We start from the raw sequence: 25,004 nt of genomic DNA, 5'->3' as shown, positions 1-25,004 counted from the left end.
CGTGGCGTGCAGGGTGGATTCATCTCCCGGACGCGTTGACGCACAGGCAGGGCCACGCAAAACGGCCGGGGCCGCACCCCGAAAGGTGCGGCCCCGGCTTTTTCGTACTTCCGTACTCTCGTACTTCCGTACTCTCGTACTTCCGTACTTCCGTCGTGCTTCGGCTTACAGCCCGCCCGCCAGCGACGAGTTGGTCACCGCGCGGTAGGTGTTCACGCGGCCCGCGCCGAAGGTGTTGTCGTTGCCCGCGGCGCCCAGGTCGTCCGCGGTGCCCAGGATGCGGCTGCGAAGCGCGGCGCCGCGCAGGCCGGTAACCGAGGCCACCACGCCGGCCGTGCCCGTGACCTGCGGCGCGGCCATCGACGTCCCCTGCAGCCAGGCGTAGCCGCCACCCTTGTACGCGCTGTAGATGCAGCCCTCGGGCGTGGTGTTGCTGTAGCAGTTGCCGCCGGGCGCGCTGATGTCCAGCCCCGGGCCCCAGTTGGAGTACGACGCCAGCACGTCCTTCCAGTCCAGCGCGGCCACGGAGATGGCGCTGGGGTCGCAGGCCGGGCACTCCACGGTGCCGATGGCCGAGTTGCCGGCCGAGGCGATGACCAGCACGTTCTTGCTGGTGGCGTAGGCGATCGCGTCCTTCTCCGCCTGCGACTCGCTGCTGCCGCCGATCGACAGGTTCATGGCGACGAGGTTCGGCTGGTCGGCCGCGGCGCGGATGGCGCTGGCGATGGCCGACACCGGGCAGCCGCGGCGGCCGCACACCTTCTGCACGAAGATCTTCACGTGCGGCGACGCGCCCGAGACGCCCGCCACGCCCACCGTGGTCCCCGCCATGGTGCCCGACGTGTGCGAGCCGTGGCCGTCGTCGTCCGCGGGGCTGTTGTCATTGTTGTACCAGTCCTGGCCCAGGATCAGGCGGCCGGTGAACTCCACGTGCGTCAGGTCCACGCCGGTGTCGATGCTGCCCACCACCACGTCGGCGCCGCCCGCGGCGTAGCCCTCGATGTTGTCCATGTCGGCGTCGGCCTTCGACGCGTAGCTGGCGCCCAGCGGCTGCCCCGAGCTCTTCCCGGAGCTGAACTTCATGTTCAGCCCGCCCGGGTTGAAGAACGCCCACAGGTTCGGGTTGATGGCGGTCGGCTGGCGCAGGTAGTTGGGCTCGGCCCACTCCACGCGCGGGTCGGCGCGGAGCTCGGCGGCGGCCGCGCGCTCGTTCCCCTCCGAGGTCCGCATCACCGAGAAGGCGTTCCGGAAGCCCGTCACGCTCAGCCGCAGGCCGTGCTCGCCGCCAACGCTAACGGCGCTCATCCCCGGCTTGAACTTCACCAGCACCTCGCCCGGCATCACCTCCTCGGGCGCGCGCGTGGCGGCCGCGGCCGTGGGCTGATCGAGCGTGGGGCCCAGCGTCCGGTCCGCGCCGTCCGAGCAGGCCGCGGCGAACACCAGCGCGGCCAGGGCCGCAGGGTGGAAACGGTTCATGCGTGGATCTCCTTCCAACTGGATGGGTCAGTGGAGCCAGCGGTGGGTGGCTGGCCGTGGGAGGCGCCGAAATGGGGATTTCGTGCAGGGAGAGATCGCCGCAAGCGAGAAGCCATCTCCAGAACCCTCTATCAATCTAGCAAGTGATTTATTCACAGGTACTTACGACGCGGTGGCGCATTCGCACCCGTGAACCGTGCTGGTGCGGCTGCACAATGCTGGTGCACATCCGTCTCCTGCACGGGGATGATGCAGGATACCTGGTCCGGTGGCCCGAACTCCGATCGTCGTTCACCGCGGACCGCCGCGCGCGGATGCTGCAGCGATATCGGCTCCCTCGGCGTGCCGGACTGCGCGAGCTACTTCCGAGCGCGTGGCGCAAACATCGAGGAGAAGCGTAACATTCGGTATCACAACAAGATAACTTCGATCACGTCCTGGAATGCGGTATAGCCTTTGCACTACCTCCCCGGCGAAGGCGACGGAGACTCTAATCCGATGGAGGTGGGGCGATGGCGGACCACGACCTGATGAATGACGGCCTCGGCAACCAGCTCGAGGGGCAGGGCAAGGACCTGAAGGGCCGCGTGAAGGACGCGGTCGGCGGCCTGACGGGCGACGAGAGCCTGCAGGGCGAGGGCAAGCTCGACCGCCTGAAGGGGAAGATCCAGGACACCTTCGGCAAGGGCGAGGAAGACGTCGGCCGCAAGCTCTGATTCCGGAGCCCGGACGGCAGTCATCGGGGCGGGAGGCCACGCGGCCTCCCGCCCCGATTCCGTTCTCACCCGCCCGCCGCGGCTTCGCGCGCCAGCCGGGCGGCCACGCGCGCGAGGTGCGCCCGCCGGTCCTCCGGCACCGGCAGCGCGGCGATCCGCACGTCGAGCACCGCCGCCGCGATCATCGCGTGCCGGAACAGCGCGGCGACGTAGTCCAGGTCCTTCTCCCGCCCCGCCACCAGCTTGCTCGCGGCCACGTCGTGGACCTCCAGGCACCACCCGGTGCACCCGCGCGTGTTCTCGTTCCGCACCGGCACCAGCCGTTCCCGCCACCCCTCCGGCAGCACCGCCGTCTCCGGCCCGATCCCGTGCACGTAGAAGCCGTGCGTGCTGCTGAACTGCGAGAACTCACCAAGCACGCCGTCGATAAGATCGGTGGCGACCGGGTCATGGTCGGCGAAGATGTCGACCTCACGCGAGTAGGTGATCTCGTCGGGTGCGCGAGGGAACTGCGCAAGCACGGCTTGGCTGTCGACGATCACCACCTCCTCGCGATCGGAGATGTCGCACGCGGCGCGGATCGCGTGCTCCAGCTCAAAGCGCCGCATATTCCCTGAAGACGGCCATGCGTTCGTCCTCCGTCAGCGCGCCGGCGAACGGGGAGGACTGGCGGAGACGATTCGCGTTCTCGGAATCTTCCTGCAGCAGCGCCACGATCTCCGAGATCGACTTCGACGTCAGGATCTCGCGCCATTCGGCCCATGCCCGATCCGGCCCGCTCTGCCGTTCCCACCGATCGAGGTTGGCGAGCGCCATCGAGACCAGCGCCGGATTGTCGCGCAGCTTCTCGCCCACGCGCACGTGCAGCGCTCGGCTGCGCTCATCCAGCCATTCGTGCGAACGTGCGGTCGCCCGCAAGCCCCTTATCGTCATCCTGCCTCCGAGATTGCAAAATCCAGACGACGTCAATGGTCCGGGCGCGTGATGGACAAGGCTGAAATCCCACCAAAGCGACAGCGGCGCCCGGTTGGGCGCCGCCGTGATCCCCATCGTCGAGGAAGGACTGCCGATGTTCGTGCCGGACCAGGTGTCTCGCCGGTCAGGCCTCGCGGATGGCGCCGGCGAGGATCCCGACCGCGCGGTAGCACTTGTGGCAGTAGAGCGCGGCGGCGTACTCGCCCTCGGGCTCGGTGACCGACGCGAAGCCGTTCGGGTCGATCTGCGGCTCGATGAAGGCCAGCACCTCGATGTTGCCGGGGCCGCACAGCGGGCACGGCACGTCCGAGGGATCCTTGCGATAGGCCATCAGCAGCTCGAGGGCCTCGGCGTCGGTGAACGGCCCCTTGGGCTGCGGGAGCGTCTCGGCGAGAACGTTGGCGACACGGTTCGTCATCGGTCCTTCCTCCTCCTTCGGCGGTTTCACCGTTCGACCCCGGGGACGGGCCCCGTGTGTCGTTGACCAGGATCAGGAGCAACCCGCGTGCCACCAGCTATTCTTCTAAGTTCTTGATCCCCAAGTGTTTGCGAACAGCCTCCGGGGGTATCCCGCCCCCGGCCCGCGTCCCCGCCCCCCGGACGCCCGTCGGTCGCTTGTCGATGGATTGTCGTTCGGAATGCGTAAACTGTGCCACATCTATGCGTCGCAGTTTGTCGCTTCGCAAGGTTCATCTGCTCTCCTCGCCTTGCCCGGCAGATCGCTCGTCCATGCGAAACGGGCCGGCAGAGGCCGGCCCGCTCGGGAAAATCGTCGTCCACCGTCGCCAGCGCCCCGGCTATCTGGCCGGGCTTTGCAGCGTGCGCTCGAACAGCTCCAGGATGCGGCGGTACTCGTCGGTCCACGACTCGGGGCGCACGAAGCCGTGGTCCTCGACCGGGTACACGGCCAGCTCCCAGTGGGTCTTCCCCAGCTCGATCAGCCGCTGGTTCAGCTCCACGATGTCCTGGAAGTTCACGTTGGTGTCCACCATCCCGTGCAGCATCAGCAGGTCGCCCTTCAATCCCTCGGCGAAGTAGATGGGCGAGGACTGGCGGTAGGCCACCGAATCGTCCTGCGGCAGGTTCAGGATGCGGCTGGTGTAGCCGTGGTTGTAGTTGGCCCAGTTGGTCACCGAGCGCAGCGCCGCGCCCGAGCGGATCACGTCCGGCTGGGTGAAGAGCGCCATCAGCGTCATGAACCCGCCGTACGAGCCGCCGTACATCCCGATCCGCTTCGCATCGACCCCCTCGTTGGCCACCAGCCAGCGCGCGGCATCGACCTCGTCGTCCAGGTCCTTGCCGCCCATGTGGCGGTAGATGCCGGTGCGCCACGCCGCGCCGTACCCCGCCGAGCCGCGGTAGTCCACGTCCATCACGGTGTAACCGCGCGACGCCAGCAGGTGGTTGAACAGGTACTCGCGGTAGTACGTCGACCAGCCGCGATGCGCGTCCTGCAGATAGCCGGCGCCGTGCACGAAGAGGATGGCGGCGCCGTTCGGCTGCGCGCCCAGCTCGCGCGGGCGGTAGATGCGCGCGTACGCCGTCTGCCCGTCGCGCGTGGGGACCTCGACCACCTGCGGCCGGATCCACGGCCCGGTGCGGAACTCGGCGGTCGTCGAGCGCGTCACCTGGCGCGGCTGGGCGCCGGCGCGGTTGGGCATCAGGTACAGCTCCGGCGGCGCGTCGGCCGTCGACCGCAGCAGCGCGATCCAGCGCCCGTCGGGCGATACCTGCGCGTCCGTCCACCCGTCCAGCGGGGTCAGCCGGGTGCGCGCCCCGCCGTCCGCGGATACGGCGTAGAGGTTCTGCTCACCCGGGTGCGTCTCGCTGGTCGCCACGAAGAAGGTGCGACCGTCGCGCGAGAGCTGCACGTCCCTCACCTCCCACCGCCCCGCCGTCACCGCCCGCGCGTCTCCCCCCGTCGCGCCGACGGTGTAGAGGTGCGCCCAGCCGGTGCGCTCGCTCACGAACCAGACGCGCTCGTCGGGGAGCCATCCCGCGGAGAAGAAGCCGGGGCCGCCGACCCACGCGTCGTCGTGGATGTGGTCGATGGTGGTCGTCTTCGCGTCGGGCCCGGCGACGTAGATCCAGCGGTCCTTGTAGTCGGCGGGGATGCCCATGAGGAGCGCGCGGTCGGACCGCGGCGACCAGGACAAGGCGGTGAGCGTGAGCTTGCGCTCCTTCGCCTCCGGCTCGATCCAGCTCACCCGCCCGGTGGCCAGGTCGACCATCGCGGCGCGCTGGAAGGCCTGCACCTCGCCCACCTTGCCGCGGACCTTTAGCGTGTCGGTGTAGCCGCTCTCGGTGACGAAGTTGGCGACGATCACCGCCTTCTCGCCCTCCACCCGCTGCCCGACGCCGAGGAGAAGGTACCGCCCCGACGGCGACACCTCGGCCGACGCGACCGTCGAATTCTTCCCCAGGTAGACGGGCGGCACCCCGCGGCGGAGCGAGTCCACCTCCTGCCCGTGCAGCCGCTGCGCGCGGCGGTCGCGGATGACGCCGAACAGCTCGCGCTGCTGGTTCTCGAGGTAGCCGCGCTGCCCCTTCGTGGTGTCCTGCTTGGGCGCGTCGTCGGTGCGCAGGTCGGTGATCTGGCGCACGGGCCCGCCGCCGTCCACGTCCACCGCCCAGACGTTGTTGCTGCTGAGAAAGTAGACGGTGCGCCCATCGGGCGAGAGGTGCGCGCCCCGCTCGCGGGCCGGCGTCTGGGTGATGCGGCGCGTGCGCCCGTCGGCGTCCACCACGAAGATGTCGCCGCTGCGCTCTTCGGCGCGGCGCGTGCGGGCGGCGGTCCAGCGGCCCGTCTCGGCGGGGGCGGCCCAGAACGCGGCGGTGTCGGCCACGGCCACGGGGGCGCCGCCTTCGGCCGCGACGCGGTACAGGTGCGTGGCGGTGTCGCGGGCCTCGGGCTCGCGCCAGCGGTACCACACGGCGCGCGAGTCGGCGGACCAGCGCACCTCGTCGGGCGAGCGGCCCACCAGCAGCGGCCCGCGCATGATGCTGGCGACGGTCAGCTCGAACGCCGGCGCGGTGCGCGCGGGCGCCGCGGTCTGCGCGGACGCGGTCGCGGCGACGGCGAGCGCCGCCAGGGCCGCGCCCAGGCTTCTCGACGGGGTCATGGAGACTTCGGGGGCTTCGGGTGGATCGATGTGCGGATTCCGCGCGGAGTATACGGGATGCGCCGCGGGGATACAACGCGGGGCGGCGGACGCCACGGCGCGAACCGTCCCGGATCGGCCGGCTACGGGTGCAAGGCGCTTGCTCTCCGCCGCGCGGCGCTGTATCTAGCGTCCGTACCCCGAATCACCGCGCGGCGCGCGCGCCCACGCCGGACTCGTTCCCAGGATCCCACATCTCCATGAGCGACTATCCTCCTCCGCCGCCCCCGGGCGGACCGCCTCCCCCGCCCCCGTTCGGCGGCGGCGGCACGCCTCCTCCTCCTCCCCCTCCGTACGGCGGCGGCGGGCAGGGCGGCTACACCGGCGGCCCGTGGCAGGGCGGTCCGAACCAGGGCCATCCCGGCGGCCCCGGTCCGGGCGCGCCCAACCAGGGCTATCCGGGCGGCCCGGGCCAGGGCGGCTATCCCGGCGGGCAGTACCCCGGCGGACCCGGCGGTCCGGGCGGTCCCGGGGGATACGCGGGCGGCCCGCCGCCGCAGCAGCCGCGCAGCAAGATGCCGATCATCCTGGGCTGCGGCGGGTGCGGCGCGCTGATCGTGCTGGCGGCGATCGCGTTCTTCGTCATCTCCGCCATCGGCAAGCGCGCCAGCGAGAGCCGCTCCTTCGGCGGGGACAGCACGGTCGTGACCGGGGACACCTCGGGAGGGAAGCCGGTGGTGGGATCGGACGCGTCCTCGGACTCCGCCAGCACGGCAACGGAGGGCGGCAAGCCGAGCGACAAGCCGTCCGATGACGGGTCTTCGACGGACGCATCGACCGACGACGCGCCGGCGACGAACGAGGATTCGCTCCCGGAGATCCGCCGGGTCGAGCCGCTCCCCTGAGCGGTTTGGGAGGAAGATGACGAACCCCTCGCCGGGCCACCGGCGAGGGGTTCGTTGCTTCATACGAGATCCGGGAGAAGGATCGGTGCATCCGTCCAGCTCACGTGCTGCCGCGCCCACAGATCCTTCGGCCTGCAAGGTGTTGTGTTGGTGCAGGTTGCAGGGTGGCCGGCCTCAGGATGACGTCGGGTGGGTGCGGTGCGGATGCACGAGCTGATCTCCAGGATCTGGTATCATATCAGACGAAGAGGTCAGGAGATGGAGATCGGGAGCACACAGCGCATCGGTCAGCAGGCAGCGGCGAACGGATGGGGGATCCGTCGGAAGATGAAAACCCCGCGGCGGGACATCTTCATCCCCCTCCGATCCTGACGCTCCTATGCCGCCACGGGTGCGGGCGCGGCCTTGAGCGAGCGCTTCCACTCGAACCACCCCATCGTCGCCAGCACCAGGTAGACGGCGTAGAGAAAGGTCGTCGGGTACAGGCCCTTGTAGACGTACATGGCGATGGAGCCCACGTCCACGGCCACCCAGATCGCCCAGTTCTCCAGCACCTTGCGCGTCATCAGGTACTGCGCGATCAGGCTGGCGACGGCCAGGGCCGAATCGGCCCACGGGATCGCGGCCTGGGTGTACGTCCCCAGCACGTGCGAGAGCGCGGCGGTCGCGATGATGCCGATCCCGGTCAGCATCACCGCGGAGCGCGTGGAGATGCGGGTGACGTGCAGCTCCGTGTGGTTGGCGCCACCGTACAGCCAGTTCCACCACCCGTAGAAGGAGATGGCGAGGAAGTAGACCTGCAGCCCCATGTCGGCGTACAGCCTGACGCCGAAGAACACGTAGATGTAGAGGCTGACGCTGACGATGGCCGTGGGCCAGCTCCAGATCTTCTCGCGGACGCTGAGGTAGACGCTCACGATCCCGAACACGACCGCGATCCACTCCAGCGGCCCGCTCCCCGCCGCGGCCTTCAGGAAATCGACGAAGCTCATGCGGAAGCGGCCTCCGCGCCGGCGGCCCATTCGCGCCACCCGGCCGGGAGGTCGGCGGCCTCGTCGACGTCCGCCAGCGTCTCCAGCATCGCCACGGACGCGCCTGCGTCCCGGAGACGGGCGAGCGTCGCGTCCAGCACCCGCGGCGTGCTCCACGGCACCCCGTCGAAGATCCCGCCGATCATCTCGAGCATCCCCAGAAGGTAGTAGCCGCCGTCGCGGGCGGGCCCCAGCACGGCGTCGTGCGTATCCATCTCCTCGAACGCCCTCTGCAGGACGGAGCGGGAGAGGCCGGGGAGGTCGGAGCCGATGATGACGACGCGCCGGAACCCGGCCGCGAACGCCGCCTCGAACGCCGCCTGCATCCGCTCGCCCAGATCTCCCTCGGCCTGCGGGAGATACTCCGCCCCGCCGCCGAGCCACGCGCGCACCTCATTCCCCTCGTCCGCCGGGGTGAAGTGGATGCGCACCGCCACCACCGGCCCGAGCGCCCGCGCCTCCGCCGCCGCGTGCTGCGCCAGGCGCCGGTACACGCGCAGCGCCGCGTCCGCGCCGATCTCGGCCGCGAGCCGCGTCTTCACCCGCCCCGCCACCGGCGCCCGCACGAAGATCAGTACCGCGTTGGAGATGACTGTGCTCCGCGTTCGATCACCGTTGTCGAAGCGTGTCACTCGAGCATCAGACGCGCTCCGAGTGCGGCCTCGATCCTCGAAAGGGTGCCGGAATCGACCGATGCTGGCAAGACACGGGCGATCTGGGCTTTCAGCCAGCGGCTCCGGTCGCGCGCGCTGGCCCATCGCTCGCTGAAGGTGATCAGCCGGGCCGTGTCGATCACGGGCTGCTGCCAGCCTCCGGGCAGCACATCCCACCAGTCGGCCCGCTCCGGCACCACGTCCCACGTTTCCGGCAGGAACTGCAGGGTGTCCGCGTTCTCGGGCATCACGTCCCGGACGTCCAGGATAGGTACGACGAGCTGCCATCGCCGCTGTGCAGAATAGCGGTGCTGGGTAACCACCACACCATGCTCGAACTCGAATGCATCCGCCACCTCGCGCGTGAGCGCCACGATGCGTCCGCGAATGCTCACCGCATTCGCGGCGGCCGCTCCCGTTCCCATACCCAGCGCTTCCGCCGTGACGGCGCGGACAGCCGGCACCGCGCTGGTGTAGCTCGCGTCGGACCGCGCAAGCTCCGATGCATCCGCGAAGAGAAGACGCACGGGAGACACGAAGCAACCTGCCTGGCCAAGGTACTTCAACGTGCGGCTGCACTCCACGATCTCGTGAACGGGCGCGCCGAACGCACGTTCCTCGGACGATTTCGTGGTCATGTGCGCCAGAGTGCCGAACTCGGACGCGGAACAGCGATGGAGAAGGAAGTGAGGACGGCGCTTGGGATCGTCCCCGAAGCGCTGTTCCGGCGGGAGAGTGAACACGTGGCCTGCGGCCCGATCGTCACTGTCGCGGAAGAGCATCGGTCCTCGTCCGGAAAATGGGGTCGGAACAAAAGAAAGCCGGGGTCACAGGACCCCGGCTCTAGACCATTCGCCGGCGCGCGGTCAGGAAGCTGCTTTTCGGCGCCGCGCCTGGTAAGCGCGGCTGGCTTGCGCGGAAACTTCCTGCGCTGCGTAGAACGCCTGCGCCTCGGCGTCGGATACCTCGCGGTCTTCTCGCCTGAGCTTCGCCGCCATCCATCGATGACGCAGCCCTTCCAGGCCAAGGCGCTTGCGCATAATTCGCAGCATTGGTCCCTCCTCTCGATGCGCGCAGACTTGATTAAAGTCTACACTCCCTCCGCTTGTTCCGTCAAGCGGAAAGTAAACATGTCACCCGACGGGCGAGGCCATGTACGCAACGTAGGCCAGCATCGGGAGGACGACGACGAGCTGGACCGACGTCCACGTGATGGCGCGGCGCAGGTCGCGGCGGCGGAAGGCGCGCCATGCGGCGGCCGAGCAGACCAGCGGCAGCACCGGGTATCCCCAGAGCACCCACAGCACCGACCTGGGGACGAGCACGCCGTCGGCGCTGCCGGGCCCTGAGGCGATGAACGAGAACCCGGCCACGAGCAGCCAGGCGGCCAGCGAGGCGAGCGCCAGCGCCTGCGTGGCGACCAGCCAGAGCGCGGGCCCGGTGCGCGAAGCACGCGGCGGAGCGGCGGCGACGGTGTTCACGGGATCGGCGACGAATGCGGGTGAACGGCGGCGACGGGGAAAAAGTTCGCGACGCGCCGCGCGGCACGCAAGCGGTTCAGGCGTGGCAGCAAGAAGATGCGTGCCGCGCGAGGCACCGGCCTTGCGAACCCGGCCGCGGCGCGTACTGTGGGGCGGCGCTTCGCCCCCGACCCCGTCCCCCCTCGAGAGTGGTGCATGCAGGCGAACACGATCGGCCTTCCCATCGACGAGCTGGCGGCGCGGCTCGACCCCGCGCGGCTGGAGCGCGGCGTCGTCCTCGCGCCGTACACCACGTTCAAGATCGGCGGCCCGGCGGACCTGCTCTACCGCGCCCGCACGCCGGACGAGCTGGCCGGCGCGGTGCTGGCCGCGCGCGAGCTGGAGATCCCGTTCTTCCTCCTGGGCCTGGGCGCCAACATCCTGGTCGGCGACGGCGGCTTCCGCGGGCTGGTGATCCGCAACGAGGTGGAGGAGATCGAGTTCCTGGACGACGTGCGGGTGCGCGCCGGGTCGGGCGCGAAGACGTATCCCGACCTGATCCAGGCCACCGTCGGGCGCGGGCTGGGCGGGCTGCACCACTACGTGGGCATCCCCAGCACGGTGGGCGGGGCGATCTGGCAGAACCTGCACTTCCTGTCGCCGCCGCCCGAGCGCGAGCGGACGATGTTCATCGAGGAGGTGGTGGAGAGCGCGCGCATCCTGACCGAGGAGGGCGAGGTGCGCGAGGTGGGGCACGACTACTTCCAGTTCGGCTACGACTTCAGCGTGCTGCACGTGCGCCGCGACATCGTTCTCGACGTCACCTTCCGCCTGGAGCCGGCGGACGAGCACGAACTGCGCTCCGTGATCCGCGAGAACCTGCAGTGGCGCGACGACCGCCACCCGGACCTGTGGCTGTACCCCAGCGCCGGCTCCATCTTCCAGAAGCTCGAGGGCATCGGCGCCGGCCGGCTGGTCGACCAGTGCGGCCTGAAGGGCCACGTCCACGAAAGCGGCCGCGCCGGCATCTTCCATCGCCACGCCAACATCATCGTCAACTACGGCGGCGCGACCGCTCGCGATATCCGCGAGCTCATCGAGCTAGCCCAGACGACGGTCAGGCGCGAACTCGGCCACGAGCTGAAGCCCGAGATCGGGTTCATCGGCGAGTTCTGACCGATTCTCCAACAGAAAACGGCGCGCCACCCGGAAACCGGGCGGCGCGCCGTCTTTCACTCACGCGATGTGGCCTACGCCTCGACGCGCTCGACGTTCTCGGCGGCCGGGCCCTTGGCGCTGTCGACCAGGTCGAACGCCACCTTGTCGCCTTCGGCCAGGGAGCGGAAGCCGTTCCCCTTGATGGCCGAGTAGTGCACGAAGCAATCCTTGCCGCCGTCCTCGGGGGTGATGAACCCGAAGCCCTTGGCGTCGTTGAACCACTTCACGGTACCGGTGCTGCGCATGCGGTGCTCCCAGATGGTGCGGTGCGGCGTGGGACCCTGTCTGCCCCCCACGCATGGGCATTTACGCGCGCCCCAGGCCTGCGGGCGAAGAACGGATCAGGCCGCAAAACGACCCTTGTCGCTGGATCTGGATCGGTCGCGAAGTGTGATTCCGGAACTGGGATGGAGATGACGAGCGCGGTGGACGCGCGGTGTGGCTGCGGGTGCATCACGGGAAGTTCGGTCAACCTAATGACAGGTACTTAACCCGTCAAGCTTTTCGCATCCCCCTCCGCACCGTTTCTGCCGCAGCGTTCTGTATCCGACGAGCACCGGCGCCAACCGAGGAGATGAATCGCGCCTAATCGGTCTTTACCGTTGAGTCTTGGCGGTCGAACCAGTGGTTCGCGCCGCTTCGGCGGGCATGCTTTCGCGGGTGCCCGCCGGTTGTTATCTTTCGGAATGTGTTCGGTGGGTGCACCTAGCTGGCCTGCAGGTAGGCGCTGGCGGTGAGGTCGTAGATGGCGCCGCAGCCGCGGCGCTGGCACTGGTAGGTGCCCACCCGCTCGTCGCCGGGGTGCCCGGCCAGCGCGCCGATGATGGCGTCGGTCACGCGCATGGCGGGACGCGCGCCGCAGCGCGGGCAGGTGGCGGCGGGCCGCAGCAGGCGCGGCTCCTGCGGCTCGGGGGCGGGCGGCAGTGCAGGCGCGGCGGGCCGCCGCAGCACGCGGCGGACGACGCGGCGGGGGTGGACACCCGGTTCCGGCAGGGCCGGCACAGCGATCATGAACACCTCCCGAAGTACGGTGTTTGTCGGAGCAATTTGACAGGGTGAGCGCGCGCACTTAACACTTATCACAACATACACACCGCGGGTCCCGCGGTCAACGGTTTCTTCGGGTAAATTTCGGGTCCAATGCCAACGAACGACCGCAGGGCCATCGGCCACCGCATCCGCATCGCGCGCGAGCGGCGGGGGATGAGCCGCGACGAGCTGGCCGCGCGCGTGGGCGTGCACGCGGGCTCCATCGCGCGCTGGGAAACGGGGGGATCGGTGCCGCACGCGTTCACGCTGGAGCGCATCGCCGAGGCGTGCGGGAGCACCGCGGAGTGGATCCGCACGGGCCGCCGCGAAGAGGGCGAGGTCGCCGCGGCCGAGGCCGATCCGGGCGAGGACGCGGGCGACGTGTTCGCCTCGCTGGACGCGGTGGCGAAGTTCGTGGAGGGGATTGCGCCGCCCGGGCAGGAGCGGCTGCGCAAGACCGACGCGCTGGAGGGGCTGCGGCGGATGCTCACCGCGCGCGGGCTGCTTCCGGACTGGTGGTACAAGCTGAAGGAGCGGGTGGACCATGGCGAGCTGTGACGACGACGCGGTGCTGGCCTCCGCGTGCAGGCTGGTGGCGCGCGCGCGGGAAACGGTGGGCGCCTACGCGGGAACCCTTTCGCCCGCGCGCACCGACCAGGTGAGCGACCTGCTGGGCGCGGCGGGGTGCCACGTGGAGATCTTTCCCTTCCACTCCGACACGGTGGCCATGGTGCTGCCGCCGTGCGGCGGCGTGTACCCCATCTTCATCAACCGCTCGGCCGAGGAGACGGACCGCCTGTTCGCGCTGCGCCACGAGCTGGGGCACGTGCTGGCCGGCGACGTGGACGGGCCGGTGTTCCTGGCCGACGAGGGATACATGTCGCCCGCCGAGCGCACGGCGGACCTCTTCGCGCTGGCCGACCTGGTGCCCGGGTGGTGGGTCGCCGAGGTGCGGCGCGGGCGCACCGCGTGGCGCGAGGTGAAGCGGCAGATCGCGATGGCGGTCGCGCAGTACGCCGAAAACTGGCCCGCGCAGCGCTTCGGCGACCGCGCGGAGCTGCGGCTGAGGCTTTATCGGGAGTGCGGGATTTAGGAGAAGAAGTCCTAAGTCCCAAGTCCTAAGTCCTAAGTAGAAAACGAAGTCCCAGGTGACGGCTGGACGCCGTCCACCTGGGACTTGGCACTTAGGACTTAGGACTCAGGACTTCCGTTTACTTCACCAGTTGCAACCGCCGCGGCGGATTCGTCCCCCCGGCCCAGGTGCCCTCGGCGTAGACCTTTTCGCCCGCGTCGTCGGTGACGCGGAACCAGCGCACGCCGATGCCGTCGCCCACCAGCAGGCGCGCGGACGCGGGGAGCGGGAGGGGCGCACGGAAGGCGATGCGGAGGCGGCGGAGCGCGGCGGGGTCGCCGGCCAGGCGGTGCTCGATCAGCGCGTGCGCCACCATGGCCTCGGTGCAGAAGCCGTGCAGGATGGGGCGGCGGAAGCCGAACGGGCGCGCCGTCCACCCCCACAGGTGGATGGGGTTCCAGTCGCCCGAGACGGCGGCGTAGCGGCGGCCGGCGTCGCCGCGCAGGCGCCAGCGCGCGACCTCGTCCCACGCGGTGGGGGGCTCGCCGCGCGGGTCGCCCTCGTCGCGGCCGGTGGGGCGCGCGGCGTGGTGCGGCGCCTCTTCCTCCGTCCGTCCCCGCGCCAGGAAGACGGCGGTGCTCTGCGTGCAGAGTTGGCCGCTGGCGGTCCAGTTGCGCGCGGAAAGCGTCAGCCGGATCCCCTTCCGCACCCGCTCGGCGCGCTCCAGCTCCACCCGGCAGCGCAGCTGCTCGTCCGGCGCGATGGGGCGCAGGCTCACCAGCTCGCCCTCCACGTGCACCACGCCGGCGGCGGGAAGCGCGCGGTCCAGCCCGGCCAGCAGCTCCAGCGCCTGTGCCGTCTCCCACGTCGCCGGGAAGACGGGGGAGAGGACGGCGCCCGCGCCGCGCAACTTCGCGATGCCCTCGCCCGCGGTGGCGCGGAGGTAGCGCTCGTGCAGGCGCGGGTCCACGCCGCGCACCACGCGCTCGCTGGACGGCTTGCGGCGCGGCACGTCGGGCAGCGGCTCGCCCGCCCCGCCGCGCGTGACCACGCCGCGTGCGACCAGGCGCAGCATCGACCCGATTTGCTGGAGCCGCGGCATCGTCACCCCGCGGCGGCGGCGAGGAGCTGCACCGCGACCTGCCGCTCGCGCGGGCCGTCGAACTCGCAGAAGTACACGCCCTGCCATCGCCCCAGGACCAGTCGCCCCTCGCTCACGATCACCGTCACCGAAGGGCCGAAGAAGCTGGTCTTCAGGTGGCTGTCGCTGTTCCCCTCGCCGTGGCGATAGAAAGGCTCCTCGTGCGGGACCAGCCGCTCGAGCTTGGCGAGGAGATCGTGCCGCACGTCGGGGTTGGCGTTCTCGTTGATGGTGAGCCCCGCCGTGGTGTGCAGCGACTGCGCGACCAGCACGCCCTCGCGCACGCCGGAGCGCTCAAGCACCGACTGCAGGCGGTCGGTGATGTCGAGCATCTCGGCGCGGCGGCCGGTGCGCAGGCGGACGATCTCCATCTCCCCTACCGCCCGCGGTAGACGATGCGCCAGATGCGCCCGCCCGCGTCGTCGGTCAGGAAGAGCGCGCCGTCGGGGGCCACGGCCAGCCCCATCGGCCGGTGCGCGGGCTCGGCGGCGTTCCCCGCATTGGTGTCGGCGAAGGTCTCCGGCGTTCCCGCGTGGCCGCCCGTCATGGGAACGAAGGAGACGCGGAAGCCGGCCTGCGGGAGCGGCGCGCGGTTCCACGAACCGTGGAAGGCGATGAAGGCGCCGCCGCGGTAGCGCGCGGGGAACTGCGTGCCCGTGTAGAAGACCAGCGACTCCGGCGCCCAGTGGCCGGGGAAGGCCACGAGCGGCGCCTTGGCCTGCGCACAGCGGCCGGTCTCCGTCCCCCGTCCGCCGTATTCCGGCGCCAGCACGAGCTTGTGCTGGTCGACGTCGTAGAAGCAGTACGGCCAGCCGAAGTCGTCGCCCTGGTTCACGGCGAAGAACTCCTCGGCCGGGTTCTCGGCGCTTTTCCGGTCGTCGAACAGGTCGGGCCAGTTGTCGTGCAGCTGGTCGCGGCCGTGCTGCGTGGCGTACAGCTGTCCGCCCGGCGCGAAGGCCAGCCCCATGCCGTTGCGGATGCCGCGCGCCCAGTGCTGCCCGTCCCCCTGCCGCTGGTTGGGGCGGTTGGCGTCGAAGCGCCAGATGCCGGCGCGCTGCTCGGTCTCGGTGCACGGGTCGATGCCGCGCGAGCCGCGCTGGCGGTCGGCCTGCTGGCAGGCGTTGGTGCGCGAGCCCAGGTTCACGAACAGCCCTCCGCGGCCGTCGAGCGCCACGTTCTTGGCCGTGTGCCCGCCGGTGGGCAGCCCGGTGACGATGGTCTGCGGCTCCCCCGTGGGCGCCAGACGGCCCGGTGCCAGGCGCCAGCGCACCACGCCGTCGTTCGGCGCGAAGTACAGCCAGCCGCCGCTCACCGCCACGCCGGTGCCGCCCTGCGAGCCGAAGCTCTCGCGCTGGTCCGCCTTGCCGTCGCGGTTCGTGTCGCGCAGCGCCATCACCCCCCCGCCGCCGTTGCGGCCGCCGCCCACCGCCACGAACACGTCGCCGTTCGGGGCCACGGCGATGTGGCGGGGGCCGCCCTGCACGTCGGCGAACACCGTGGCGCAGAAGCCCGCGGGAAGCGTGAGGCCGCCGTTCCCCGCGTCGCACGCCTGCGCGGCGGCATCGGGGGATGCGGCGGGCTCCGACGGCTGCGCGCTGGCCGCCGGGGCGGGGGCGGCGGGCTTCGCGTCGGCCTCGCGGACGGACGGACGGTCGCCGCACGCGGCCAGCAGGGCGGCCAGCGCGAGCGGAACGATGGTGGTCGATCGAGTCATGTCCTCACCGGGGATTGGGCGTGGTGGTGGTGACGGACGGAACTGCAACAAGCGCGCGAACGCGCGGTCAGCCTTCCGCGCGGAGGAGGTTCAGCACGCCGGCCGCGGTCGGGCGGAAGCCGCATTCGCGGTAGAAGGCGTCCAGATGCGGCTCGTAGTCCACGTGCACCCACTCCACGCCGGCGGCGCGGGCGGCGTCCAGCGCGCTGCGCACCAGCCCGGTGCCGATCCCCCGCCGCTTGCGGTCGGGGGCTACGACGGTGTCGAGGATGAACGCGTGCGCGCCGCCGTCCCACGCCAGGTTCACGAACCCCACCAGCCGATGGCCGTCGTACGCGCACACCCACGCCAGGCTGCGGCGCAGCACGGGCGCCACGTCGTAGTCTCCGTACCCCTCCCACGCCGTCGCGAAGAGCGCGTTCAACGCCGCGCCGTCCACCGGCTCCGAAACGCGGAAGTCGATGCCCTCCATCGCCCTACTGCCGGACCAGCTTCAGCGTGGCGTTGGTGAAGCCGGAGCCGATCAGCGGGCCGGCCAGCGTGTCGGGGTTCTCCTGCGGCGTGAACTGCGCGTTGTACTGCAGGTCCGCGAACTCCGGCGCGCTGAGCCGCAGGCTCACGCGCGGATAGTCCCACGTGCCGGTGACGTCCGTGCGCACCGAGTCGGTGCCGGCGCGCACGGTGGCGGTGCCGGTGACCGCGCGCCGGTTCTGGTCCAGGTCCATGACCACGGAGTACGCGACGCTGTCGGCGCCCACCAGCTGCTTCGCCGTTCCCGCCCACTGGCCGGAGACGGAGAAGCCGCCGATGTCCAGCGGCTCCCGGCACGCGAGCGTCGTCAGCAGCACGGCGAGCGCCGCGGCAGGGAGCAGGGCCTTCTTCTTCATTCGATATCTCGATCCATCGGGAAATCACGCCATCCGCGCGCGAGCGGATGAGTGTACCGCCGCGCGCGCGCCCCAGCAAACCCATCTACATCTCCCATCCCCACTTGGGTCCGGATCCGCGAGGCAAGGCGCGGAGAAATCATCATCTCCCACCTCCCTGCCCTCCGTGTTCTCCGTGAGAGCTCGCCCGATCGAATTTTAGAGGAAGTATTCACGCAAACGGTTGACTATTCACTTATTTGGATATAGATTCGACCCAATGAATGGATTCTCTCGCGCCCGGGTCGGAGTGCTGGGCGCCTCGGGATACGCGGGCCGGGAGGCGATCCGGCTCCTGGCGAAGCACGGAAACGCGGACGTCGCCCTCGCGAGCTCGGAAAGCGAAGCGGGGGCGAAGCTGTCTGCCCTCGTTCGCGGCGCGCCGGAGCTGGCGCTGACGCGGATCGCCGATGCCGGCCTGGCCGCGTGCGACGCGGTGCTCTGCTGCCTCCCGCACGGCGAGGCCAGCCGGTGGACGGAAGCGGCGCTGGACGCGGGCGCGAAGGTGGTGGACCTGTCCAACGACCTGCGCGTGGTGACGGACGCGACGCCCGCATGGGCGCGCGAGGCGGTGTACGGGCTTCCCGAGCTGCACCGCGGCTGCATCGCCGGCGCGCGGGTGGTGGCCAACCCGGGGTGCTACCCCACCGCCGCCATCCTGGCCCTCGCGCCGCTGCTGCGCCGGGGACTGGTCGCCGGGCCGGTGATCGTGGACGCGGCGTCGGGGGTGAGCGGCGCCGGGCGGGCCCCGAAGCGCAACCTGATGTTCGCGGAGCTGGCGGAGGACTTCAGCGCGTACGGCGTGGGCAACGTGCACCGGCACCTGGCCGAGATGCGCGACCAGGCGGCGCGGCTGAACGGCGGGGCGACGCCGGAGCTCGTCTTCACCCCGCACCTGCTGCCGGTGAAGCGCGGGATCCTGGAGACGATCTACGTCCCGCTCGCCGCGCCGCTGGGCGAGCCGCTGCGCCCCTGGCTGGATGATTATGCGGGCGAGCCGTTCGTGGAGGTGAGGGCGGACCGCCTGCCCGCGCTGGCCGACGTGGTGGGAACCAACCTGGTCTCCATCGGCGTGCAGACGGTGGCGGGCGTGACGCAGCCCATGCTGATCGTGGTCGCCGCGATCGACAACCTGGTGAAGGGCGCCGCCGGGCAGGCCGTGCAGAACCTGAACCTGATGTTCGGCTTCGCCGAGACCGAGGGACTGACGTGAAGCCGGACGTGACGGTGGTGAAGGTGGGCGGCAACGAGGTGGACGACCCCTGCTGGGTCCAGCGCCTCGCCCGCGCGATCGCCGGACGCGGCGGCCACGTGGTGGTCGTCCACGGCGGCGGCAAGGAAGTGTCCACGCTGCAGCGCGCGATGGGCGCCGAGCCGGAGTGGAAGGACGGGCTGCGCGTCACCAGCCCGGAGGCCATGAAGGCGGTGTCGATGGTCCTCAGCGGGCTGGTGAACAAGCGCCTGGTCTCCGCCCTGGTCTCGGCGGGGGCGGAGGCGGTGGGGATCAGCGGCGAGGACGGCGGGCTGCTGCGCGCGCGGGTGGCCCGCGGCGGCGCGCTGGGGCGGATCGGCGAGGTGGAGCAGGTGCGCGTGGAGCTGCTGCGCGCGTGGCTGGGGCAGGGGCTCACCCCCGTGGTCTCGCCCGTCTCGCGCGGGCCCGGCGGCGAGCCGCTGAACGTGAACGCCGACGACGCGGCAGCCGCCGTGGCCGCGGCGATGGAGGCCACGGAGCTGCTCTTCGTCTCCAACGTTCCCGGGGTGATGGCGGGGAGCGCCACGCTGGAGACGGTCGGCGCCGACGAGGTGGAGGCGCTGATCGCGGACGGCACGGCGCAGGGGGGGATGGCGCCCAAGCTCCGCGCCGCCGCCCGCGCGGCCCAGACGGCCGGCGCGGTGCGGATCGGCGGGGTGGAGATGCTGAAGAACCACACGGCGGGCACGCGCATCTGCGCGGCCGCGGCACGAGAGGCCTGAGGATGACGACTGCCACGTTGGAAGCGACCGGCGCGCTGCTGGAGATCTACAAGCGCTCGGGGCCCGTGTTCACCGCGGGCGAGGGGTGCCGGCTGATCAGCGAGGACGGCGCGCGCTACCTGGACTTCACCGCGGGGATCGCGGTGAACGCGCTGGGCTACGGCTCGCCCGTGGTGGCCGACGCCATCCGCGAGGCGCTGGAGGCGGGGCTGGTGCACACCTCCAACCTCTTCCACACCCGCCCGGCCGCCGAGCTGGCCGAGTGGCTGGCCGGGCACTCGTTCGCCGACCGCGTGTTCTTCTGCAACAGCGGCGCCGAGGCCAACGAGGGCGCCTTCAAGTTCGCGCGCCGCTGGGCGGGCGTGCAGGGCGGCGAGCACAAGACCGAGATCGTGTCGTTCCACGGCTCGTTCCACGGGCGCACCATGGGCGCGCTGGCCGCCACCGACCGCCCCGCCTACCAGGCGCCGTTCCGGCCGCTGATGCCGGGCGTGCGCTTCGGCCAGGTGGGCGACACCGCCGGGGCCGACCAGCTGATCCGGCCCGACCGCACCGCGGCGGTCATCATCGAGCCGCTGCAGGCCGAGGGAGGGGTGCTTCCCGTTCCGCCCGCCTTCCTGAAGGCGCTGCGCTACCTGTGCGACGAGGCCGGCGCGCTGCTGATCTTCGACGAGGTGCAGGTGGGCCTCGGGCGGACGGGGATGCTGTGGGCGCACGAGCAGGCGGGGGTCACGCCGGACCTGATGACGGTGGCCAAGCCGCTGGCCGGCGGCCTCCCGATGGGCGCCGTGCTGATGACGGAGAAGGTCGCCGAGACGATCCAGCCGGGCGACCACGCGACGACCTTCGGCGGCGGGCCTCTCGTCGCCAGCGCCGCGCTGGCCACGGTGCGGACGATCGGCGAGCCGGCCTTCCTGGCCGAGGTGCAGCGCAAGGGCCACCTGCTGGCCAACCTGCTCCAGAAGCTGGTGCTGAATCACCCGACCAAGGTGACGGCGGTGCGGGGAACGGGGCTGATCTGGGGAGTGGAGATCGAGGGATCCGCGGGCGAGGTGGCCGCGCGGGCGCTGGACGCCGGGCTGCTGGTGTGCACGGCGGGGCCGAACGTGGTCCGCATCGTCCCCCCGCTGGTGATCGGCGATGCCGAGCTGGCGGAAGGCGTGGGAATTCTGGACGAGGTGCTCTAGATGCTGCTCGACACCTACGGGGATACCTCCGGCACCGCGGTCCTGGACCCGGTCGAAAAGAAGGCGCCGCGCTCGGGCGGGGTGGTGGTGCGCCCCGCGCGCGTGGCCGACATGCTCCAGGTGGAGCCGCTCATCAACGGCTTCGCCCGGCAGGACCTGATGCTCCCCAAGACGGTGGAGCAGCTTTCCCGCAACTTCCGCGAGTTCGTGGTCGCGGAGCTGGACGGCCGCATCCTGGGGTGCGCCGCGCTGCGCGTGTACACCCCGCAGCTGGCCGAGCTGGGCTCGCTGGCCGTCTCCGAGGCGGCGCAGGGCCTCGGCGTGGGGGCGAAGCTGGTCGCGGCCGTCGAGGTCGAGGCGGAGAAGCACGGGATCGGGACGGTGTTCGCGCTCACGCTGAAGGACATCTTCTTCCACAAGCAGGGCTACCGCACGGTGCCCAAGGAGATGTTCCCGCAGAAGGTGTGGTCGGACTGCCGCGCATGCCCCAAGCTGCACGCGTGCGACGAGATCGCGGTGGTGAAAGAACTGTAGTGCCAAGTGCCGAGTGCCAAGTGCCAAGTGGGTCTGGCGCGCGGCACGGGCATTCGGCCGGGACCGGACCACCAGGCACTTGGCACTAGGAACTTGGCACTGTTTCCAGGGAGACTGAGATGAACAACAACACCATCGTCCTGGCCTACTCGGGCGGGCTCGACACCTCGATCATCGTCCCCTGGCTGAAGGAGAACTACGGGGCCGAGGTGGTCTGCGTGGCGGCGGACGTGGGGCAGGGCGACGAGCTGAGCGGGCTGGAGGCGAAGGCGCTGGCCAGCGGCGCGAAGGCCTGCTACGTGGAGGACCTGCGCGAGGCGTTCCTCACCGAGTTCGTGTGGCCCACGCTGCGCGCCGGCGCCACCTACGGGCGCAAGTACCTGCTGGGCACCTCGATGGCGCGCCCCATCATCGCCCGCCGCCAGGTGGACGTGGCGAAGATGATCGGCTCGTCGGTCCTGGCGCACGGCTGCACCGGCAAGGGGAACGACCAGGTGCGCTTCGAGCTCACCTACGCCTCGCTGGCGCCGGAGATGAAGGTGATCGCCCCCTGGCGCGAGTGGGACATCCGCTCCCGCGAGGACGCGCTGGACTACGCGGCCGCGCACCAGGTGCCCGTGGCGGCCACCAAGGAGAAGATCTACTCCCGCGACCGCAACATCTGGCACGTGTCGCACGAGGGCGGCCCGCTCGAGGACCCGAATTTCGAGCCGACCGAGGACCTCTTCCTCCTCACCAAGGCGCCGTGGGACGCGCCGGCGCGGCCGGAGTACGTCACCATCACCTTCCACGCGGGCGACCCCGTGGCGGTGGACGGCGAGGCGCTGTCGCCGGTGGATCTGCTGGCGCGGCTGAACGAGATCGGCGGGCTGCACGGCGTGGGCCGCGTGGACCTGGTGGAAGACCGCATGGTGGGGATGAAGTCGCGCGGGATCTACGAGACCCCCGGCGGCACCCTTCTCTACCAGGCGCACAGCGAGCTGGAGCAGCTGGTGATGGACCGCCGCACGCTGGCGCTGAAGGACGCCATCGCCCCCCGCTACGCCGACCTCGTCTACGAGGGCCGCTGGTGGACCACCGAGCGCGAGGCCATGGACGCGCTGGTGAACGTCACGCAGCAGCGCGTGACCGGCGACGTGCGGCTGAAGCTGTACCGCGGCACGTCCAGCATCGCCGGGCGCACCAGCCCGTTCTCGCTGTACGACGAGCGCTTTGTCACCTTCGGCGAGGACGACGTCTACGACCAGGCCGACGCGGCGGGCTACATCCGCCTCTTCGCCCTGCCCATGCGCGTGGCGGCGCTCAAGGACCAGGAGCGCGCCCCGGCGCTGGTGCACGACCTGGCGGCGGACTGAGGAAACTGAGAAGTCCTAAGTCCTGAGTCCCAAGTCCCAAGTGAACTGCGTTGCTCAGGACTCAGGACTCAGGACTCAGGACTTAGGACTTGGCACTTGGCACTTAAGACTCAGGAATTGGGACTTTCCGTCAGCAGGTCCCGTTGCAGCTGATCTCGCAGGTGATGCGGTGCGAGGCGATGCACTCCACGACCGTGCACTGCGCGGAGTAGGCGGCAACGGTGCCGCGGAGCGCGGCGATCTCGGACGTCGTGGCGAAGGTGTCCACGCGCAGGGTGTCCAGGCTCAGCTTCTTCATGTCGGCTCCTCGAGGTCGAATGGGGTCGGGCGGGGCGCGTCAGGGACAGGCCGGCCCGTCGGTGCAGGGACAGGTCTCGAAGCAGCTGATCCAGCAGGTGCCGCCGTAGCTGTCGGGGCAGTGCAGGGTCGTGTCGATCTCCTCCTCGCGCGCGGCCACCGTGCCGCGGAGGGCGCGCATCGCGGACGCGGGGGAAAAGCTTTCGACGGCCAGGTCGTCCAGGCGGAGCTTCTTCATCGGGCTCTCCGTGCAGCTCGCGGGAAGGCGGTGGGAGGATGATGGATCGTAACAATTCGTCGGGAAATGCACAACGGCGCGAGACGCACGCGCCCGCGGTGGCTCTGGACCGAGTGGAGGGAACGATGACCGATACCGCGCTGCAGCTCGAAACGGGCACCGAAGCCCCGGCCATCCGCCTCTGGGGCGGGCGCTTCGCCGCCGAGCCCTCGGTGGAGATGGACCGGCTGAACCGCTCGCTTCCGGTGGACCACCGCCTCTGGCGCGAGGACATCGCCGGGAGCCAGGCGTGGGCCGGAGCCATCGCCTCGGCCGGGGTGCTCACGCACGCCGAGTGGCTGGCGCTGACCGCGGGGCTGGACCGCGTGGCCGCGCGCCTGGAGGCGTGGGGCGAGGACGAGTGGACGTCAGCGCCGGACGAAGACATCCACTCCCTGGTCGAGCGCCTGCTGTACGAGGAGGCGGGCGACGTAGCCGGGAAGCTGCACACCGGCCGCTCGCGCAACGACCAGGTGGCCACAGACTCGCGGCTCTGGGCCTTCGGCGCCGTCTCGCGGCTCGACACGCTGCTGCGCGACCTGCAGCGCGCCCTGCTGGAGCAGGCCGAGGCGCACCGGACCACCGTGATGCCCAGCTACACGCATCTCCAGCGCGCGCAGCCGGTCTCTGCCGCGCACTGGCTGCTGTCGCACGCGTGGCCGCTGGCGCGCGACCGCGAGCGGCTGGCGCAGGCGCGCGAGCGGGTGGCGGTGCTTCCACTGGGTTCCGGCGCCATCGCCGGGTGCCCGTTCCCGGTCGACCGCGTGCTGCTGAAGGAGACGCTGGGCTTCCACGCCGTCTCGGCCAACTCCATGGACGCCGTGGCCGACCGCGACTGGGTGGCCGAGCTCCTGTTCGTGATGGCGATGGTGGGGGTGCACCTCTCCCGGCTGGCCGAGGACCTGGTCCTCTTCTCGTCGGCCGAGTGGTCGTTCGTGAAGATGTCGGACCGCTTCAGCACCGGCTCGTCGCTGATGCCGCAGAAGCGCAACCCCGACGCGATGGAGCTGGCGCGCGGCAAGGCCGGCCGGCTGATCGGCGGGTTGACGGGGATCCTGGCCACGCTGAAGGGGCTCCCGTCGGGCTACAACAAGGACCTGCAGGAAGACAAGGACGCGCTGTTCAGCGCCTTCGACACCCTGGAGTCGCTCCTTCCCGCCGTCGCCGGAAGCGTGCGGACGATGGAGATCGACACCGCGCGCTGCCGCGCCGCGGTGGACGCGGCCATGCTGGCGACGGACCTGGCCGACTTCCTGGTGAAGCGCGGCGTTCCCTTCCGCGAGGCGCACGGCACGGTGGGCCGCCTGGTGCGCGCGGCCGAGGAGCTGGGGTGCGGGCTCGACGAGCTGGACGAGCGCTTCTTCACCCACCTGTCGCCGCACTTCGAGGGCGCGGACTTCGGGGCGCTCTTCTCCGCCGAGCAGGCGCTGGCCGCCCGCGCCGGCATCGGCGGCACCGCGCCGGACGCAGTCGGCGAGCAGATCTCCGGTCTCCGCGCGCTGCTGTAGATCATCCGGGTTCGGCGCACGAAAAGGGCCGGGAGAACCTCTCCCGGCCCTTTGCCGTGCTACGCGACAAGGCCGCAGCGGATCGGCCTCGGGCGCATCAGCAGCAGAACGTGCCGCTCTGGCAGCTCGCGGCGTCCGTCGGCGCCGGGCACGCGATGGGATTCGTCGGGCACCTCAGCACGGTTGCCATGTTCCCCTGCACCGTCCCCTTCTCCTGCGCGACGGTCTCGGTCGTGTAGGAATCCACCTGAATCTCTTCGAGCCGGAGCTTCTTCACGATACCCTCCAGGAACGGGTGTGGAACTCCGCGCGTGGAAACGGCGCGTGCTGCAAGCCTAGCGGCGTCCGTTTCCAAGCGCAAGATATCGTCCGGAAAGGTAATTTTCTTGATCTCTCACAGAGGGCACGGAGGCCACGGAGAAGTGCAATCTTCCTCCGCGGCCTCCGTGCCTTCC

Annotated in this window: 31 protein-coding genes; 11 read left to right on the top strand and 20 right to left on the bottom strand. The window is 70.7% G+C overall.

The genetic code is table 11. The features are described from left to right. Positions 1-165: 165 nt before the first annotated feature. Positions 166-1,476: a S8 family peptidase gene (locus tag VLK66_RS27410; protein ID WP_325312705.1), complete on the bottom strand. Its 1,311-nt coding sequence runs from the start codon at positions 1,474-1,476 to the stop codon at positions 166-168. A 530-nt stretch (positions 1,477-2,006) separates the two neighbouring features. On the opposite strand from VLK66_RS27410, the gene VLK66_RS27405 reads away from it, so the two are divergent. After that, positions 2,007-2,192 carry a CsbD family protein gene (locus tag VLK66_RS27405; protein WP_325312704.1) on the top strand — a complete coding sequence of 62 codons (186 nt, stop codon included), beginning with the start codon at positions 2,007-2,009 and terminating at the stop codon, positions 2,190-2,192. A 65-nt stretch (positions 2,193-2,257) separates the two neighbouring features. Here the strand turns inward: VLK66_RS27405 and VLK66_RS27400 are convergent, their stop codons facing one another. The 4 genes from VLK66_RS27400 to VLK66_RS27385 all read right to left on the bottom strand — a co-directional run bounded on the left by VLK66_RS27400 (position 2,258) and on the right by VLK66_RS27385 (position 6,289). Further along, positions 2,258-2,800, bottom strand: coding sequence for a DUF6036 family nucleotidyltransferase (locus tag VLK66_RS27400; protein WP_325312703.1), 543 nt, complete (start codon positions 2,798-2,800; stop codon positions 2,258-2,260). Continuing rightward, entirely contained in the window at positions 2,787-3,125 is a 339-nt protein-coding gene (locus tag VLK66_RS27395) for a hypothetical protein (RefSeq protein WP_325312702.1), read from the bottom strand. The genes VLK66_RS27400 and VLK66_RS27395 overlap by 14 nt, the downstream gene beginning before the upstream one ends. Positions 3,126-3,291: 166 nt before the next feature. Next, complete coding sequence (locus tag VLK66_RS27390; RefSeq protein WP_325312701.1) at positions 3,292-3,585, bottom strand: hypothetical protein; 294 nt, start codon at positions 3,583-3,585, stop codon at positions 3,292-3,294. 379 nt (positions 3,586-3,964) lie between these two features. Then, positions 3,965-6,289, bottom strand: a complete 2,325-nt coding sequence (locus VLK66_RS27385; RefSeq protein ID WP_325312700.1) for a prolyl oligopeptidase family serine peptidase — start codon at positions 6,287-6,289, stop codon at positions 3,965-3,967. 239 nt (positions 6,290-6,528) lie between these two features. Between VLK66_RS27385 and VLK66_RS27380 the strand changes: the two genes are divergently transcribed. Further along, entirely contained in the window at positions 6,529-7,173 is a 645-nt protein-coding gene (locus tag VLK66_RS27380) for a hypothetical protein (protein ID WP_325312699.1), read from the top strand. A 377-nt stretch (positions 7,174-7,550) separates the two neighbouring features. Here the strand turns inward: VLK66_RS27380 and pnuC are convergent, their stop codons facing one another. From pnuC to VLK66_RS27355, 5 genes are all read right to left on the bottom strand, one after another. Next, complete coding sequence (pnuC, locus tag VLK66_RS27375; RefSeq protein WP_325312698.1) at positions 7,551-8,165, bottom strand: nicotinamide riboside transporter PnuC; 615 nt, start codon at positions 8,163-8,165, stop codon at positions 7,551-7,553. After that, positions 8,162-8,770: a TIGR04282 family arsenosugar biosynthesis glycosyltransferase gene (locus VLK66_RS27370; protein ID WP_325312697.1), complete on the bottom strand. Its 609-nt coding sequence runs from the start codon at positions 8,768-8,770 to the stop codon at positions 8,162-8,164. The genes pnuC and VLK66_RS27370 overlap by 4 nt, the downstream gene beginning before the upstream one ends. Before the next feature lie 62 nt (positions 8,771-8,832). Then, entirely contained in the window at positions 8,833-9,639 is an 807-nt protein-coding gene (locus VLK66_RS27365) for a hypothetical protein (protein WP_325312696.1), read from the bottom strand. 84 nt (positions 9,640-9,723) lie between these two features. Beyond that, positions 9,724-9,909, bottom strand: coding sequence for a hypothetical protein (locus tag VLK66_RS27360; protein WP_325312695.1), 186 nt, complete (start codon positions 9,907-9,909; stop codon positions 9,724-9,726). Between the two features lie 81 nt (positions 9,910-9,990). Beyond that, positions 9,991-10,338 (bottom strand): hypothetical protein, encoded by a 348-nt coding sequence (locus VLK66_RS27355; protein ID WP_325312694.1) that lies wholly within the window; start codon positions 10,336-10,338, stop codon positions 9,991-9,993. Positions 10,339-10,533: 195 nt separating this feature from the next. Between VLK66_RS27355 and murB the strand changes: the two genes are divergently transcribed. Continuing rightward, entirely contained in the window at positions 10,534-11,493 is a 960-nt protein-coding gene (murB, locus tag VLK66_RS27350) for a UDP-N-acetylmuramate dehydrogenase (protein ID WP_325312693.1), read from the top strand. A gap of 74 nt (positions 11,494-11,567) precedes the next feature. On the opposite strand, the gene VLK66_RS27345 is transcribed toward murB, so the two are convergent. Both VLK66_RS27345 and VLK66_RS27340 read right to left on the bottom strand, forming a co-directional pair. Beyond that, a complete protein-coding gene (locus VLK66_RS27345) occupies positions 11,568-11,780 on the bottom strand; it encodes a cold-shock protein (protein ID WP_325312692.1) in 213 nt (70 codons plus the stop codon). A 460-nt stretch (positions 11,781-12,240) separates the two neighbouring features. Beyond that, a complete protein-coding gene (locus VLK66_RS27340; protein WP_325312691.1) occupies positions 12,241-12,546 on the bottom strand; it encodes a hypothetical protein in 306 nt (101 codons plus the stop codon). 129 nt (positions 12,547-12,675) lie between these two features. Between VLK66_RS27340 and VLK66_RS27335 the strand changes: the two genes are divergently transcribed. Together VLK66_RS27335 and VLK66_RS27330 are read left to right on the top strand one after the other, a co-directional pair. Beyond that, positions 12,676-13,122: a helix-turn-helix transcriptional regulator gene (locus tag VLK66_RS27335; protein WP_325312690.1), complete on the top strand. Its 447-nt coding sequence runs from the start codon at positions 12,676-12,678 to the stop codon at positions 13,120-13,122. Continuing rightward, positions 13,109-13,657, top strand: a complete 549-nt coding sequence (locus tag VLK66_RS27330; RefSeq protein ID WP_325312689.1) for an ImmA/IrrE family metallo-endopeptidase — start codon at positions 13,109-13,111, stop codon at positions 13,655-13,657. Before VLK66_RS27335 ends, VLK66_RS27330 begins: the two co-directional genes overlap by 14 nt. Before the next feature lie 118 nt (positions 13,658-13,775). Here the strand turns inward: VLK66_RS27330 and VLK66_RS27325 are convergent, their stop codons facing one another. The 5 genes from VLK66_RS27325 to VLK66_RS27305 form a co-directional block, all read right to left on the bottom strand. Next, entirely contained in the window at positions 13,776-14,711 is a 936-nt protein-coding gene (locus VLK66_RS27325) for a MaoC/PaaZ C-terminal domain-containing protein (protein WP_325312688.1), read from the bottom strand. Between the two features lie 29 nt (positions 14,712-14,740). Beyond that, complete coding sequence (locus VLK66_RS27320; RefSeq protein ID WP_325312687.1) at positions 14,741-15,148, bottom strand: secondary thiamine-phosphate synthase enzyme YjbQ; 408 nt, start codon at positions 15,146-15,148, stop codon at positions 14,741-14,743. A gap of 5 nt (positions 15,149-15,153) precedes the next feature. After that, entirely contained in the window at positions 15,154-16,491 is a 1,338-nt protein-coding gene (locus tag VLK66_RS27315; RefSeq protein ID WP_325312686.1) for a PQQ-dependent sugar dehydrogenase, read from the bottom strand. Positions 16,492-16,558: 67 nt separating this feature from the next. Then, positions 16,559-16,963: a GNAT family N-acetyltransferase gene (locus tag VLK66_RS27310; RefSeq protein WP_325312685.1), complete on the bottom strand. Its 405-nt coding sequence runs from the start codon at positions 16,961-16,963 to the stop codon at positions 16,559-16,561. 4 nt (positions 16,964-16,967) lie between these two features. Beyond that, positions 16,968-17,378: a hypothetical protein gene (locus tag VLK66_RS27305; protein ID WP_325312684.1), complete on the bottom strand. Its 411-nt coding sequence runs from the start codon at positions 17,376-17,378 to the stop codon at positions 16,968-16,970. 259 nt (positions 17,379-17,637) lie between these two features. Between VLK66_RS27305 and argC the strand changes: the two genes are divergently transcribed. From argC to VLK66_RS27280, 5 genes are all read left to right on the top strand, one after another. Then, complete coding sequence (argC, locus tag VLK66_RS27300; RefSeq protein WP_325312683.1) at positions 17,638-18,630, top strand: N-acetyl-gamma-glutamyl-phosphate reductase; 993 nt, start codon at positions 17,638-17,640, stop codon at positions 18,628-18,630. Next, the gene (argB, locus tag VLK66_RS27295) at positions 18,627-19,391 is read left to right on the top strand and encodes an acetylglutamate kinase (RefSeq protein ID WP_325312682.1); all 765 of its coding nucleotides are present in this window, start codon (positions 18,627-18,629) and stop codon (positions 19,389-19,391) included. The genes argC and argB overlap by 4 nt, the downstream gene beginning before the upstream one ends. 2 nt (positions 19,392-19,393) lie before the next feature. Then, complete coding sequence (locus VLK66_RS27290; RefSeq protein WP_325312681.1) at positions 19,394-20,578, top strand: acetylornithine/succinylornithine family transaminase; 1,185 nt, start codon at positions 19,394-19,396, stop codon at positions 20,576-20,578. Then, positions 20,579-21,112 carry an N-acetyltransferase gene (locus VLK66_RS27285; protein ID WP_325312680.1) on the top strand — a complete coding sequence of 178 codons (534 nt, stop codon included), beginning with the start codon at positions 20,579-20,581 and terminating at the stop codon, positions 21,110-21,112. 119 nt (positions 21,113-21,231) lie between these two features. Continuing rightward, a complete protein-coding gene (locus VLK66_RS27280; RefSeq protein WP_325312679.1) occupies positions 21,232-22,467 on the top strand; it encodes an argininosuccinate synthase in 1,236 nt (411 codons plus the stop codon). Between the two features lie 130 nt (positions 22,468-22,597). Here VLK66_RS27280 and VLK66_RS27275 read toward each other — a convergent pair whose 3' ends face one another. After that, on the bottom strand, positions 22,598-22,765 hold the full coding sequence (locus VLK66_RS27275) for a hypothetical protein (protein WP_325312678.1): 168 nt from the start codon (positions 22,763-22,765) through the stop codon (positions 22,598-22,600). Positions 22,766-22,804: 39 nt separating this feature from the next. After that, positions 22,805-23,002, bottom strand: coding sequence for a hypothetical protein (locus VLK66_RS27270; protein WP_325312677.1), 198 nt, complete (start codon positions 23,000-23,002; stop codon positions 22,805-22,807). 125 nt (positions 23,003-23,127) lie between these two features. Between VLK66_RS27270 and argH the strand changes: the two genes are divergently transcribed. After that, positions 23,128-24,549, top strand: a complete 1,422-nt coding sequence (argH, locus tag VLK66_RS27265) for an argininosuccinate lyase (RefSeq protein WP_325312676.1) — start codon at positions 23,128-23,130, stop codon at positions 24,547-24,549. Between the two features lie 97 nt (positions 24,550-24,646). Here the strand turns inward: argH and VLK66_RS27260 are convergent, their stop codons facing one another. Further along, positions 24,647-24,826, bottom strand: a complete 180-nt coding sequence (locus tag VLK66_RS27260; protein WP_325312675.1) for a hypothetical protein — start codon at positions 24,824-24,826, stop codon at positions 24,647-24,649. Between the last annotated feature and the right edge of the window lie 178 nt (positions 24,827-25,004).

The sequence above is a fragment of the Longimicrobium sp. genome (assembly GCF_035474595.1).
Taxonomy (GTDB): domain Bacteria; phylum Gemmatimonadota; class Gemmatimonadetes; order Longimicrobiales; family Longimicrobiaceae; genus Longimicrobium.
The sequence above is the reverse complement of the archived record's forward strand: the minus strand, read 5'-3'. Positions and strand labels throughout refer to the sequence as shown.

Coding starts and splice junctions, on each gene's coding strand:
- VLK66_RS27285 (WP_325312680.1), top strand. CDS start 20,579: ATGCTGCTCGACACCTACGGGGATACCTCCGGCACCGCGGTCCTGGAC.
- VLK66_RS27275 (WP_325312678.1), bottom strand. CDS start 22,765: ATGAAGAAGCTGAGCCTGGACACCCTGCGCGTGGACACCTTCGCCACG.
- argC (WP_325312683.1), top strand. CDS start 17,638: ATGAATGGATTCTCTCGCGCCCGGGTCGGAGTGCTGGGCGCCTCGGGA.
- argH (WP_325312676.1), top strand. CDS start 23,128: ATGACCGATACCGCGCTGCAGCTCGAAACGGGCACCGAAGCCCCGGCC.
- VLK66_RS27410 (WP_325312705.1), bottom strand. CDS start 1,476: ATGAACCGTTTCCACCCTGCGGCCCTGGCCGCGCTGGTGTTCGCCGCG.
- VLK66_RS27385 (WP_325312700.1), bottom strand. CDS start 6,289: ATGACCCCGTCGAGAAGCCTGGGCGCGGCCCTGGCGGCGCTCGCCGTC.
- VLK66_RS27305 (WP_325312684.1), bottom strand. CDS start 17,378: ATGAAGAAGAAGGCCCTGCTCCCTGCCGCGGCGCTCGCCGTGCTGCTG.
- VLK66_RS27365 (WP_325312696.1), bottom strand. CDS start 9,639: ATGCTCTTCCGCGACAGTGACGATCGGGCCGCAGGCCACGTGTTCACT.
- pnuC (WP_325312698.1), bottom strand. CDS start 8,165: ATGAGCTTCGTCGATTTCCTGAAGGCCGCGGCGGGGAGCGGGCCGCTG.
- VLK66_RS27290 (WP_325312681.1), top strand. CDS start 19,394: ATGACGACTGCCACGTTGGAAGCGACCGGCGCGCTGCTGGAGATCTAC.
- VLK66_RS27315 (WP_325312686.1), bottom strand. CDS start 16,491: ATGACTCGATCGACCACCATCGTTCCGCTCGCGCTGGCCGCCCTGCTG.
- murB (WP_325312693.1), top strand. CDS start 10,534: ATGCAGGCGAACACGATCGGCCTTCCCATCGACGAGCTGGCGGCGCGG.
- VLK66_RS27330 (WP_325312689.1), top strand. CDS start 13,109: ATGGCGAGCTGTGACGACGACGCGGTGCTGGCCTCCGCGTGCAGGCTG.
- VLK66_RS27345 (WP_325312692.1), bottom strand. CDS start 11,780: ATGCGCAGCACCGGTACCGTGAAGTGGTTCAACGACGCCAAGGGCTTC.
- VLK66_RS27390 (WP_325312701.1), bottom strand. CDS start 3,585: ATGACGAACCGTGTCGCCAACGTTCTCGCCGAGACGCTCCCGCAGCCC.
- VLK66_RS27400 (WP_325312703.1), bottom strand. CDS start 2,800: ATGCGGCGCTTTGAGCTGGAGCACGCGATCCGCGCCGCGTGCGACATC.
- VLK66_RS27405 (WP_325312704.1), top strand. CDS start 2,007: ATGAATGACGGCCTCGGCAACCAGCTCGAGGGGCAGGGCAAGGACCTG.
- VLK66_RS27380 (WP_325312699.1), top strand. CDS start 6,529: ATGAGCGACTATCCTCCTCCGCCGCCCCCGGGCGGACCGCCTCCCCCG.
- VLK66_RS27360 (WP_325312695.1), bottom strand. CDS start 9,909: ATGCTGCGAATTATGCGCAAGCGCCTTGGCCTGGAAGGGCTGCGTCAT.
- VLK66_RS27320 (WP_325312687.1), bottom strand. CDS start 15,148: ATGGAGATCGTCCGCCTGCGCACCGGCCGCCGCGCCGAGATGCTCGAC.
- VLK66_RS27335 (WP_325312690.1), top strand. CDS start 12,676: ATGCCAACGAACGACCGCAGGGCCATCGGCCACCGCATCCGCATCGCG.
- VLK66_RS27270 (WP_325312677.1), bottom strand. CDS start 23,002: ATGAAGAAGCTCCGCCTGGACGACCTGGCCGTCGAAAGCTTTTCCCCC.
- VLK66_RS27395 (WP_325312702.1), bottom strand. CDS start 3,125: ATGACGATAAGGGGCTTGCGGGCGACCGCACGTTCGCACGAATGGCTG.
- VLK66_RS27340 (WP_325312691.1), bottom strand. CDS start 12,546: ATGATCGCTGTGCCGGCCCTGCCGGAACCGGGTGTCCACCCCCGCCGC.
- VLK66_RS27310 (WP_325312685.1), bottom strand. CDS start 16,963: ATGGAGGGCATCGACTTCCGCGTTTCGGAGCCGGTGGACGGCGCGGCG.
- VLK66_RS27280 (WP_325312679.1), top strand. CDS start 21,232: ATGAACAACAACACCATCGTCCTGGCCTACTCGGGCGGGCTCGACACC.
- VLK66_RS27325 (WP_325312688.1), bottom strand. CDS start 14,711: ATGCTGCGCCTGGTCGCACGCGGCGTGGTCACGCGCGGCGGGGCGGGC.